12 protein-coding genes are annotated in these 11,926 nt (G+C 70.5%); 5 read left to right on the top strand and 7 right to left on the bottom strand.

The features are described 5' to 3' along the window. Positions 1-95: 95 nt before the first annotated feature. Positions 96-437 (top strand): PadR family transcriptional regulator, encoded by a 342-nt coding sequence (locus IE124_RS31930; RefSeq protein WP_189513143.1) that lies wholly within the window; start codon positions 96-98, stop codon positions 435-437. Next, positions 434-1,180 (top strand): hypothetical protein, encoded by a 747-nt coding sequence (locus tag IE124_RS31935; RefSeq protein ID WP_189513145.1) that lies wholly within the window; start codon positions 434-436, stop codon positions 1,178-1,180. Before IE124_RS31930 ends, IE124_RS31935 begins: the two co-directional genes overlap by 4 nt. A gap of 7 nt (positions 1,181-1,187) precedes the next feature. Here IE124_RS31935 and IE124_RS31940 read toward each other — a convergent pair whose 3' ends face one another. Further along, on the bottom strand, positions 1,188-1,724 hold the full coding sequence (locus tag IE124_RS31940; protein ID WP_189513147.1) for a GNAT family N-acetyltransferase: 537 nt from the start codon (positions 1,722-1,724) through the stop codon (positions 1,188-1,190). A 111-nt stretch (positions 1,725-1,835) separates the two neighbouring features. Here IE124_RS31940 and IE124_RS31945 point away from each other — a divergent pair, with 111 nt between their 5' ends. After that, positions 1,836-2,717, top strand: coding sequence for an alpha/beta fold hydrolase (locus tag IE124_RS31945; protein ID WP_189513149.1), 882 nt, complete (start codon positions 1,836-1,838; stop codon positions 2,715-2,717). Between the two features lie 80 nt (positions 2,718-2,797). Here IE124_RS31945 and pruA read toward each other — a convergent pair whose 3' ends face one another. Both pruA and IE124_RS31955 read right to left on the bottom strand, forming a co-directional pair. Further along, a complete protein-coding gene (gene pruA / locus IE124_RS31950) occupies positions 2,798-4,429 on the bottom strand; it encodes an L-glutamate gamma-semialdehyde dehydrogenase (RefSeq protein ID WP_189513152.1) in 1,632 nt (543 codons plus the stop codon). Positions 4,430-4,462: 33 nt separating this feature from the next. Continuing rightward, on the bottom strand, positions 4,463-5,389 hold the full coding sequence (locus IE124_RS31955; protein ID WP_189513154.1) for a proline dehydrogenase family protein: 927 nt from the start codon (positions 5,387-5,389) through the stop codon (positions 4,463-4,465). 185 nt (positions 5,390-5,574) lie between these two features. On the opposite strand from IE124_RS31955, the gene IE124_RS31960 reads away from it, so the two are divergent. Together IE124_RS31960 and IE124_RS31965 are read left to right on the top strand one after the other, a co-directional pair. Continuing rightward, positions 5,575-6,687, top strand: a complete 1,113-nt coding sequence (locus tag IE124_RS31960) for a PucR family transcriptional regulator (RefSeq protein WP_189513156.1) — start codon at positions 5,575-5,577, stop codon at positions 6,685-6,687. 138 nt (positions 6,688-6,825) lie between these two features. After that, a complete protein-coding gene (locus IE124_RS31965) occupies positions 6,826-7,818 on the top strand; it encodes an NAD(P)-dependent alcohol dehydrogenase (protein ID WP_189513158.1) in 993 nt (330 codons plus the stop codon). On the opposite strand, the gene IE124_RS31970 is transcribed toward IE124_RS31965, so the two are convergent. The 4 genes from IE124_RS31970 to ilvN all read right to left on the bottom strand — a co-directional run bounded on the left by IE124_RS31970 (position 7,790) and on the right by ilvN (position 11,919). After that, the gene (locus tag IE124_RS31970) at positions 7,790-8,365 is read right to left on the bottom strand and encodes a TetR/AcrR family transcriptional regulator (RefSeq protein WP_189513160.1); all 576 of its coding nucleotides are present in this window, start codon (positions 8,363-8,365) and stop codon (positions 7,790-7,792) included. The two genes, IE124_RS31965 and IE124_RS31970, sit on opposite strands and share 29 nt — an antisense overlap. A 78-nt stretch (positions 8,366-8,443) precedes the next feature. Further along, positions 8,444-10,033 (bottom strand): phosphoglycerate dehydrogenase, encoded by a 1,590-nt coding sequence (serA, locus tag IE124_RS31975; RefSeq protein WP_189513161.1) that lies wholly within the window; start codon positions 10,031-10,033, stop codon positions 8,444-8,446. Between the two features lie 237 nt (positions 10,034-10,270). After that, positions 10,271-11,272 carry a ketol-acid reductoisomerase gene (ilvC, locus tag IE124_RS31980; protein WP_055641191.1) on the bottom strand — a complete coding sequence of 334 codons (1,002 nt, stop codon included), beginning with the start codon at positions 11,270-11,272 and terminating at the stop codon, positions 10,271-10,273. Between the two features lie 119 nt (positions 11,273-11,391). Next, positions 11,392-11,919, bottom strand: a complete 528-nt coding sequence (gene ilvN / locus IE124_RS31985; protein WP_024756291.1) for an acetolactate synthase small subunit — start codon at positions 11,917-11,919, stop codon at positions 11,392-11,394. Positions 11,920-11,926: the final 7 nt, after the last annotated feature.

Here is an 11,926-nt window from a genome sequence, read left to right on the forward strand (position 1 = left end):
GTTCGACGACAGGACCTAGGGGGTGTCTTCGGGAAACCGAGCCCGACATCCCTACCTAGTTTGCATTCCTACCTAGCTGGTGCTCCAATACACCCATGGCCGCAGACCGCAGATCCAGCTGGCTCAAGGGAGTCCTCGACCTGCTCGTCCTCTCCCGCCTGACCGACGGCGAGAGCTACGGGTACGAGATCGCCAAGGCACTCGCCGAGGCGGGGCTCGGCGAGATCAAGGGCGGGACGCTCTATCCCGTGCTGAACCGCCTGGAGGAAGCCGGTCTGGTGGAGGCCGAGTTCCGCGCCGCCGAGCGCGGGCCGGGCCGCCGCTACTACCGGCTCACCGAGCGGGGGCGCGAGCACCTCGCCACCGAGAGCCGCGACTGGCTGCGCTTCCACCGCGCCGTCGAGACCACGCTGCACCCAGGGGGAAGAACGACATGAGCACCACCAAGGACGCCGAGCGGTACTTCACCGAGCTGACCGAGGCCCTGCGAACCGCGGGCGTGCCCGAGGAGCAGATCACCGCCACGGTCGAGGACCTCCGCGGACACCTCACCGAGACCGGAGCGCACCCGGAGGAGGAGTTCGGCCCGGCCGCCGCCTTCGCGGCGGGCCTCGGCGGGCTCGCCCCGCGGCCCGCCGAGCCGGACGAGCAGGCGGAGAACTGGACCTGGACGGCCGACATCTTCAACGACGTCCGGATGCTCACCGTCCACGGCGACGAGGGCTGGGAGGTGGAGTCCCTGGACTCGCTCGGCCGGTTCGTCTGCCGCCGCTCCACGACGGCGGCACTGCGGTGGGAGTACCGCCGCGAGGTCGTCACCGGCCGGCGCCGGACGAAGGTCCTGGCCGAGCTGGAGCCCGAGGGCTGGGAGCTGTGCGGCGAATGGATGGTGTACGGCTACTTCAAGCGGCCCCGCGCGGCGACGGCGGGCCCCGCCGGCGCCCTGGAGGCCCCGCCCGCCACCCCGCTCAAGCAGCTGTTCCTGAGCCGCCGCGGCAAGCTGGCGCTCGCGGTGTGGCTCGTGGTGGTCGGCTCCGCCGCCGCGGCCTGCTTCATCGGGGTGCTCGGCACGGGCGGGCTCGCGATCACGATCGCCCTCGTCTCGATGTTCTCGTCCTTGGTCACGTCCCACCTGGAGACGACCAAGGGCCGCGAGGAGCAGCGCCGCCCCACGCCCTGACCCTCGCTCACATCACGTCGCCGTCGCGCCAGTCGAAGACCAGCGGCGCGGCGGCCCCGGGCAGCTCCCGCCCGCCCGCCGCCCGCAGGAAGACCGACCCCTCCTCGTCCGCGAGCCGGACGATCCCCCGGGGAGCGAGGACCTCGATCCGCCCCTCCCAGACCCGCCAGCCGCGGGCCCGGTAGAGCGCGGCCCCCTCGTCCGAGGCGCTGAGCGCCCCGAAGGCGTACGTGCCGTCGATGACCCGCTCCAGCCCGGCCATCACGGCCCCGCCGAGCCCCCGCCGCCTGAGGTCGCCCCGGACGGCGACCCCCTCGACGTACCCGATCCGGTACGAACGCCCCTCGTGGAGCACCCGCCGCAGGACGACGGCGCCGTGCGCGGCGATGCCCCGCCCGTCCTCGATCCAGGCGTGGACGCCACCGAGGGTGTGGTCCCAGTCCTCGTCGGCGAAGTCGCCGTCGAAGGCGGAGTCCAGCATCTCGCGGACGGAACGGAGCCGGCCGGCCCCGAGCTCGTGGGTGGGCGCGATCCTCAAGGTCATGGGCTCACCCTCCCACAACCTCACCTAACCCTTTAAAAGCCATTGACAGGTTATCCCGAGCCTGATTGGGTCAAGCCGTAACCAGTCACGCGCATGTAAGGGGTTAGAGGGATGACCGTGCTGCCGATCCACCACCGCACCGCCACCGTCCGCGGCCACGAGATCGCCTACCGCGAGGCCGGCCCGGCCGGCGCGCCCGTCCTGCTCCTGCTGCACGGCTTCCCCACCAGCTCGCACATGTTCCGCGACCTGATCCCGCTGCTCGCCGACGACTACCGGCTGATCGCCCCCGACCACCTGGGCTTCGGCCGCAGCGCGGCCCCCTCGGCAGCCGACTTCGACTACACCTTCGCCGAGCTTGCGGCGCTCACCGACGAGTTCACCCAGGCCCTGGGCCTCGACCGGTACGCCCTCTACGTCCAGGACTACGGCTCCCCCATCGGCCTGCGCCTCGCCCTCGCCCACCCCGAGCGCGTCACCGCGATCATCAGCCAGAACGGCAACGCCTACGAGGAGGGCCTCGGCGCCGAGGCCTGGGCCCCGGTCCTCGCTCTCATCGAGAACCGCACCCCCGAGACCGAGGAGCCGGTCCGCGCCATCCGCTCCCTCGACGGCATCAGGTGGCAGTACGAGACCGGCGTCCCCGCCGAGTACCGCGACCTGCTCAGCCCCGACGCCTGGCACCACGACGCCACGCTCATGGCCCGCGACGGCCAGGACGAGATCCAGCTCGGCCTGATCGCCGACTACGGCTCCAACTTCGCCCTCTACCCCGCCTTCCAGAAGTACTTCCGCACCTCCCGGGTCCCCCTCCTCGCCGTCTGGGGCGAGGGCGACCAGGTCTTCGTCCCGGCGGGCGCCGAAGCCTTCCTCCGCGACCTCCCGGACGCGGAGATCCACCTCCTCCCCACGGGCCACTTCGCCCTGGAGACCCACGCGCCGGCGATAGCGGACCTCATCGGCGACTTCCTGAAGCGCCGCGCCGGGGAATGAGAACCGCCCCCGTCCTCAGTTGGGGGACCGAGGAGGGGGGCGGTGTCAGGGGGTGGGCCTCAGGGAGGCCCGGAGGGGCATCAGCCCATGTGCGGGTAGCCGTACTCGGTCGGCGGGACCAGCGTCTCCTTGATGGCGCGGGTCAGCGTCCAGCGCATCAGGTTCTGCGGGGCGCCGGCCTTGTCGTTCGTACCCGAGGCGCGGCCGCCGCCGAAGGGCTGCTGGCCGACGACGGCGCCGGTCGACTTGTCGTTGATGTAGAAGTTGCCCGCGGCGAAGCGGAGCTTCTCCATCGTGTACGCGGCGGCCGCGCGGTCGCCGGAGATGACCGAGCCGGTGAGGGCGTAGTCCGAGACCGACTCCATCTGGGTCAGCATCTCGTCGTACTTCTCGTCCTCGTACACGTGGATCGCGAGGATCGGGCCGAAGTACTCGGCCTTGAAGACCTCGTTCTCCGGGTCGGTGCACGCGATGACGGTCGGGCGGACGAAGTAGCCCACCGAGTCGTCGTAGGTGCCACCGGCGACGATCGTGCAGGTCGGGTCGGCCGCGGCACGGTCGATCGCGGCCTTGTTCTTGGCGAACGAGCGCTCGTCGATGACGGCGCCGATGAAGTTCGACAGGTCGGTGACGTCACCCATGGTGATGCCGTCGACCTCGGCCGCGAACTCCTCCTTGAAGCCGTCGTTCCAGATGGAGGCCGGGACGTAGGCGCGCGAGGACGCGGAGCACTTCTGGCCCTGGAACTCGAAGGAGCCACGGGTCAGCGCGGTCTTCAGGATGGCGCGGTCGGCGCTCGGGTGGGCGACGACGAAGTCCTTGCCACCGGTCTCGCCGACGATCCGCGGGTACGAGCGGTACTTCTCGATGTTCGTACCGACCGTCTTCCACAGGTGCTGGAAGGTCTTGGTCGAGCCGGTGAAGTGGATGCCGGCCAGGTCGGGGTGGTTCAGGGCCACCTCGGAGACGGCGATGCCGTCGCCGGTCACCAGGTTGATGACACCCTTCGGCAGGCCGGCCTCCTCCAGGAGCTCCATGAGGAGCACGGCGGAGTGGGTCTGCGTCGGGGACGGCTTCCAGACCACCACGTTGCCCATGAGGGCGGGGGCGGTGGGCAGGTTGCCCGCGATGGCCGTGAAGTTGAACGGCGTGATCGCGTAGACGAAGCCCTCCAGCGGGCGGTGGTCCAGACGGTTCCACACACCCGGGGAGTTGGCCGGCGGCTGCTCGGCCAGGATCTGGCGGGCGTACGCCACGTTGAAGCGCCAGAAGTCGACGAGCTCGCACGGGGTGTCGATCTCGGCCTGCTGGGCGGTCTTCGACTGGCCGAGCATCGTGGACGCGGCCAGCGTCTCGCGCCAGGGGCCGGCGAGCAGCTCGGCGGCGCGCAGGATGATCGCGGCGCGGTCGTCGAAGGCCATCGCGCGCCAGGCCGGGGCCGCGGCGAGGGCGGCGTCGACGGCGTCCTGGGCGTCCTGGGTGGTGGCGCCGCGGAAGGTGCCGATGACGGCCTTGTGGTTGTGCGGCTGGACGACCTTGAACTCCTCGCCGCCGCCGAGGCGCTTCACGCCGCCGATGGTCATCGGCAGCTCGCGCGGGTTCTCGGCCAGCTCCTTGAGCTTGGTCTCCAGACGGGAGCGCTCGGGGGAGCCGGGGGCGTAGCTGTGCACCGGCTCGTTGACCGGAGCGGGGACCTGGGTGACAGCGTCCATGAGTCTCGATACTCCTTGTGAGAGGTGGGGGGCTCAGCCCTTGGTGAGGATGGAGCGGACGAAGAAGAGGAGGTTGGCCGGCTTCTCCGCGAGACGGCGCATGAAGTAGCCGTACCAGTCGGTGCCGTACGCGGTGTAGACACGCATGCGGTGGCCCTCGGCGGCGAGACGGTTCTGCTCCTCGCTGCGGATGCCGTACAGCATCTGGAACTCGTACTCGTCCAGCTTGCGGCCGGCGCGGCGGGCCAGCTCCTGGCCGATGGAGATCAGGCGCGGGTCGTGGGAACCGATCATCGGGTAGCCCTCGCCGTCCATCAGGATCTTCATGATCCGGACGTACGCCTTGTCGATCTCGGGCTTGTCCTGGATGGCGACGGAGGCGGGCTCCTTGTAGGCGCCCTTCACGATCCGGACGCGGGAGCCGTTCTCGGCGAGGCGGCGGGCGTCGTCCTCGGTGCGGAAGAGGTACGCCTGGATGACGCAGCCGGTCTGCGGGAAGCTCTTCCGCAGCTCCTCGTGGATGGCAAACATCGAGTCGAGGGTGGTGTGGTCCTCGGCGTCCAGGGTGACCGTGGTGCCGATCTCGGCGGCGGCCTCGACGACGGGCCGGACGTTCGCGAGAGCGAGCTCGTGGCCGTTCTCCAGCGACTGCCCGAACATCGACAGCTTGACGGACATCTCGGCGCGGGCGCCGAGGCCCAGCTCCTTGAGGCGGCCGATGAGCTCCAGATAGGCGTCCCGGGCGGCGTACGACTGCTCGACGGTGGTGATGTCCTCACCGACGACGTCGAGGGTGACCTCCAGGCCGCGGTCCGTCAGCTCCTGCACGATCGGGACGACGTCGCCGACCGTCTCACCGGCGATGAAGCGGGCGACGACCTGCTTGGTCCCGGGCGCGGCCGAGACGAGACGGCGCATCTTGTCGCTGCGCGACGCGGCGAGAATCACGGGACCCAGCACGGGGCACCTCCAGAGAGCACAGGGTGACGAAGGGTGCTCTACCCGATCTTTCGTAAGAAAACGGGAACAGCACGGAGAACCACCGTGAAACCTATGGATCGCTCCGATCCTCTGCCATCGACAGCTGTCACGCATCCGTGCGCGGCACCTCATACACATGTCTGAAGGGGTGCGAGAATGACGCTGTGAAGGGCGATTACCAAGAACTGGTCGACGAGATCTCCGCGCTGCTCGGCGCCCCGGCGACACTGGAGAACCGCGACTTCGGGCTGATCGCCTTCGGGGCCCACGACAGCGACGACGACACCGCGATGGACCCGGTCCGGACGCGGTCGATCCTGACCAGGAAGTCGACCCCGGCGGTCCGCGCCTGGTTCGAGGGCTTCGGCATCACGCGCGCGACGGGCCCGGTCCGCATCCCGGCCGCCCCGGACGCCGGGGTGTTCCGGGACCGGATCTGCCTTCCCGTACGCCACCGGGGCGTCGTCCTCGGATACGTCTGGCTGCTGGACGCCGAGCCCGGACCGACGCCCGCCCAGCTCGCGGCAGCGATGGAGGTCGCCACCCGGATCGGCGGGCTCCTCGCCGACGAGGAGCGCGCGGACGCCGACCTCTCCCGCGAGTTCGTCGCGGTCCTCACCGCCGGGCGCGGCTGGCAGAGCGACATGGCCGTCGCGGCGCTCCGGGCGGCCCTGGGCCCGAGCGCGGACGGGCTGCACACCGTCGTCTGCGTGACCCCCTGGCAGGGCGACGCCCCCGCGATCCGGGCGGTACCCGGCGCGGCGGCGGTCGCCACCCTCCCGGAGGCCGAGTCCCTCGCCGTGCTCGTACGGCTGCGCACGGCGGAGGACCTGGCCCCCGCCCACACGGCCGCGGAGCGGCTGCGCGGTGCCGTGCCGGCCGGCATCGCGAGCCCCCGCCGCGGTCTCACGGAGCTCCCGGCGGCCTGGCGCGAAGCCAGTACGGCGGCCCGCGCCGCCACGGCGCAGCCGACGCTCGGTCCCGTCGCGGAGTGGTCCGGGATCGGCCCGTACCGCCTGCTCGCCGCGCTCTACCACCCCGAGATCGACCCCGCCGTCGCGCCGCTGCTCGCCCCCGCCCACAGCGAACTGGCCCGTACCGCCGAGGTGTTCCTCGACAACGCGGGCCAGGCGGGCCGCACGGCGGCGGCCCTGGGCATCCACCGGCAGACCCTCTACTACCGGCTGTCCCGGGTCGAACAGCTCACGGGACTGGACCTGGACGACGGCGAGGACCGCCTCCTGCTCCACATGTCGCTGAAGTCCGCCAAGCTCTAGGCCCTGATCCGCCGGACAGGCCCTAAGCCTCCGGACTGACGTCCCCTCAGGGTCATGTCGGGGTCGCCCCCGATAGCCGGGCGCCCCCGGCCGCCCTACCGTCGTCCTTGTACGACCGGGAGAGAGTGAGGGGGCGTCATGAAGGCCTGGGTGCAGGACCGGTACGGATCGACGGACGTACTGGAGTTCACGGAGGTCGAGAGGCCGGCACCGCGCGAGCGGGAGGTCCTCGTCCGCGTCCACGCCGCCGCCGTCAACGCGGCGGACTGGCACCTGATGCGCGGCGACCCGTACGTGGCCCGGCTGGCCCTCGGCCTGCGAAGACCGAAGGAGCGGATCCGGGGCCGGGACTTCGCGGGCCGGGTCGAGGCGGTGGGCCCCGGGGTGACCGGCCTGCGTCCCGGCGACGAGGTCTTCGGGGAGGCCCCCGGGTCCTTCGCCGAGTACGTGTGCGCCCCGGAGACGGCGACGGAGCGCAAGCCCGCCGGACTCACCTTCGAGCAGGCGGCCGCGATCCCGCTGGCCGGCAACACCGCCCTGATGGGGCTGCGGGACCTGGGGAAGACGCGCCCCGGCATGAAAGTGCTGGTCAACGGCGCCTCGGGAGGAGTCGGCACCTTCGCCGTGCAGCTCGCGAAGGCGTTCGGCGCCGAGGTGACGGGGGTGTGCAGCGCCCGGAACGCGCAGCTGGTCCTGGGGCTCGGCGCGGACCGGGTGATCGACTACGCCCGGGACGACTTCACCACCGGCCAGGACCGCTACGACCTGGTGTTCGACCTGGTCGGCAACCGGTCACTGTCCGCGCTGCGGCGGGTCCTCTCCCCCGCCGGGACGCTCGTCCTGTCCGGCGGAGGCGTCTTCGAGGGCGGCAGCGTCTTCGGGCCGATGGGGCTGATCGTCAAGGGACAGCTGCTCTCCCTGCTCCCAGGCCGCCGCCTCCACGTCCTGACGGCCGTACCGCGCCGGGAGAACCTGGCGGCGCTGCGGGAGCTCGCCGAGACCGGCGGCATCACCCCGGTGGTCGAGCGCACCTATCCGCTGGCCGAGGCGCCGCGGGCCCTCCGGTACGTCGAGGAGGAGCACGCCCGCGCGAAGGTCGTCCTCAGCTGTCCTCCCCCATCAGGACCCTGAGCCCGGCGGTGAGGTCCTCGGCGCTCGGCGCGGTCTCCGGGTCGACCATCCACTGGATCATCACGCCGGTCGCGAGGGCCTGACAGAGCAGCCCCGCCACCCGGGCCTTCTCCGGGTCCGCCTCCGGGTCGATGCCGAGGAAGCCCTCGGCCATGCCGAGGCGCCCCTCCCGCTGGGGCTCCTTGATCGCGTCGCGCAGCTTCTCGTCGTCGTCGAGCCGGGTGACGATCTCGGTCTGGAGCTTCCAGACGGGCCGGCTGGCCTCGGCCGCCCCGATGACCTGCTCCCACACGGCGTGGAAGCGCGCGTACGGATCGGCCGGCAGCTCCCGCTTCTCCTCGCCGCCCGGGCCGACCTGCTCGCCCCACTCCTCGGTGAGCGAGAGGAAGGCCTGCTGGAGCAGGGCGTCCTTGGAGCCGTAGTGGTAGCCGATGGAGGCGAGGTTGGTGCCCGAGGCGGCGACGATGTCACGGGCCGTGGTGCGCCCGTACCCCTTCTCCAGGAGGCAGCGCTTGGCGCCTGCGAGCAGGTCTTCCTTATGTCCCATGACAGCACTGTACCCGGACGCTAGACGCTCGTGTAAGACGAATGTCTAGAGGCCGGGTACAGTCCCTGCGAGCAGCGGTCAGATCAGGTTGACCGAGCGGGCCGAGGCGGCACCGATCTCCTCGGCGATCTCCGCCAGGACGGCCGCCGGCAGCGTGTCGTCCACGGTGAGCACGACGAGCGCCTCGCCACCCTCCTCCGCGCGGGAGACCTGCATGCCCGCGATGTTCAGACCGGCCTCGCCGAGGATCCGGCCGACCGTGCCGACGACGCCCGGGCGGTCCTCGTAACGCAGCACGACCATGTGGTCGGCGAGCGCCAGGTCCACGTCGTAGTCGCCGACCGCGACGAGCTTCTGGAGGTGCTTGGGGCCGGCCAGCGTGCCGGAGACCGCGACCTCCTCGCCGCCGGCGAGGGTGCCGCGCACGGTGACGACGTTGCGGTGGTCGGGCGACTCGGAGCTCGTCGTCAGACGGACCTCGACACCGCGCTCCTGCGCGAAGAGCGGGGCGTTGACGTACGACACGGTCTCGTCGACCACGTCCTCGAACACGCCCTTGAGCGCGGAGAGTTCGAGCACCTTCACGTCGTGCTGGGTGATCTCGCCGTAGACCTCGACGTCGAGCCGCGCCGCGACCTCGCCCGCGAGGGCGGTGAAGATGCGGCCGAGCTTCTCGGCGAGCGGCAGACCCGGCTTCACGTCCTCGGCGATGACGCCGCCCTGGACGTTGACCGCGTCCGGGACCAGCTCGCCCGCGAGCGCGAGGCGCACCGACTTGGCGACGGCGATGCCGGCCTTCTCCTGGGCCTCGTCCGTGGAGGCGCCGAGGTGCGGGGTGCAGACGACCTGGTCGAGCTCGAAGAGCGGGGAGTCCGTGCAGGGCTCCTTCGCGTACACGTCGAGGCCCGCGCCGGCGACCCGGCCCTCCTTGAGCGCCGTGTAGAGCGCCGCCTCGTCGACGATCCCGCCGCGCGCGGCGTTCACGATCCGGACCGCGGGCTTGACCTTGTGCAGCGCCTCGTCACCGATGAGGCCGATGGTCTCCGGGGTCTTCGGCAGGTGGACGGTGATGAAGTCCGCGACCTCCAGGAGCTCGTCCAGGGCCAGCAGCTTCACCCCCATCTGGGCGGCGCGGGCCGGCTGCACGTAGGGGTCGTACGCGACGATCTTCATGCCGAAGGCGGACATGCGCTGGGCGACCAGGACGCCGATGCGGCCGAGGCCGACGACACCGAGGGTCTTCTCGCTCAGCTCGACGCCGGTGTACTTGTTGCGCTTCCACTCGCCGTTCTTCAGCGCGGTGTTGGCCTGCGGGATGTTGCGCGCGGTGGCGACCAGCAGACCGCACGCGAGCTCGGCGGCGGTGACGATGTTCGAGGTCGGGGCGTTGACGACCATGACGCCGGCCTTGGTGGCGGCGGAGACGTCGACGTTGTCCAGACCGACGCCGGCACGGGCGACGACCCGGAGCTTGTTCGCGGCGGCGAGGGCCTCGGCGTCGACCTTGGTCGCGGAGCGGACCAGGATCGCGTCCACATCGGCGATGGCGGGGATCAGCTCGGCGCGGTCCGCGCCGTTGCAGTGCCGGATCTCGAAGTCCGGGCCCAGCGCGTCGACGGTGGCGGGCGACAGCTCTTCAGCGATGAGTACGACAGGTTTCGAGCTCACGTGAGTCCTCACAGATCCAGTGCGGACGGCCGTCCCGACGGCCGCAGGCGGTGGAGGGGGCTTGCCGCGTGAAAGCGCACGACGCTGTGGGCCTGACGCGTATGTTGTTGAGAAGTGTAGTGGTGTGTCGGCGCAGCTCATACGCCTCGTTGGAAGGATCACCCGTCCGTGGTTGGACGGGGTGTCCAACGATGTGGAACGGGGCCGGACACACTGTCCGGCCCCGCCCCGGAAGGCTTACGCCTCCTCGTCGTTCACCCAGCTCATGAGCTTCCGCAGCTCCTTGCCGGTGGTCTCCAGGAGGTGGTTCTCGTCCTGGGTCTTGTACTCGTTGTACTTCTTCAGGCCGCCGTGGTACTCGGCCATCCACTCCTTGGCGAAGGTGCCGTCCTGGATCTCCGCGAGGACCTTCTTCATCTCGGCCTTGGTGGCGTCGGTGATGATCCGCGGGCCGGTGACGTAGTCGCCCCACTCGGCGGTCTCGGAGACGGACCAGCGCATCTTCTCCAGGCCGCCCTCGTACATGAGGTCGACGATGAGCTTCAGCTCGTGGAGGCACTCGAAGTACGCGATCTCCGGCTGGTAGCCGGCCTCGGTCAGGGTCTCGAAGCCCGCCTTGACCAGCGCCGCGGTACCACCGCAGAGCACGGCCTGCTCACCGAACAGGTCGGTCTCGGTCTCTTCCTTGAAGGTCGTCTTGATGACGCCCGCGCGGGTGCCGCCGATGCCCTTGGCGTACGAGAGCGCCAGCGCGAAGGCGGAGCCGGTCGCGTCCTGCTCGACGGCGGCGATGCACGGAACGCCGCGGCCCTCCTCGTACTGACGGCGGACCAGGTGGCCCGGGCCCTTCGGGGCGACCAGGGCGACGTCGATGCCCTCGGGGACCTCGATGAAGCCGTAGCGGACGTTCAGGCCGTGGCCGAAGAAGAGGGCGTCGCCCGCCTTCAGGTTGTCCTTGATGGACTCCTCGTAGACCTTGGCCTGGATCGGGTCCGGGGTCAGGATCATGATGAGGTCGGCCTCGGCCGCCGCCTCGGCGACGGAGACGACGCGCAGGCCCTGCTCCTCGGCCTTGGCCTTGGACTTGGAGCCCTCCTGGAGGCCGACGCGGACGTCGACACCGGAGTCACGGAGCGACAGCGCGTGGGCGTGGCCCTGGCTGCCGTAGCCGATCACCGCGACCTTGCGGCCCTGGATGATGGACAGGTCGGCATCGTCGTCGTAGAACAGCTCGGCCACTGGGATTCTCCTTGAGGTGCTGATGTTGCGTCCCACCGTACGGGGGAGCGCTTGAGGGAAGCTTTGGGGTCTCGTCAGTCGGACCGCCGGATGGACCTGCGGTTGACCTCCGATGACTCTCAGGCGCTGCGGTCGAGGGCCCGCAGGGACCGGTCCGTGATGGACCGGGAACCACGCCCTATGGCGATCGTGCCGGACTGGACGAGCTCCTTGACGCCGAACTGCTCCAGCATCTTGAGCATGGCGTCGAGCTTGTCACTCGAACCGGTGGCCTCGATGGTGACGGCCTCGGGCGAGACGTCCACGGTCTTGGCGCGGAACAGCTGCACGATCTCGACGATCTGGGAGCGGGTCTCGTTGTCGGCGCGGACCTTCACCAGGACGAGCTCGCGCTGGATCGCAGCGCTGGGCTCGAGTTCGACGATCTTCAGGACGTTGACCAGCTTGTTGAGCTGCTTGGTCACCTGCTCCAGGGGCAGGTCCTCGACATTGACCACGATGGTGATGCGGGAGATGTCGGGGTGTTCAGTGACACCGACGGCGAGCGAGTCGATGTTGAAGCCACGGCGGGAGAAGAGCGCGGCGATCCGGGCGAGGATGCCGGGCGTGTTCTCGACGAGGACGGAGAGCGTGTGCTTGGTGGACATGTCTGGG

It is taken from the genome of Streptomyces narbonensis, from assembly GCF_014649015.1.
Lineage (GTDB): Bacteria > Actinomycetota > Actinomycetes > Streptomycetales > Streptomycetaceae > Streptomyces > Streptomyces narbonensis.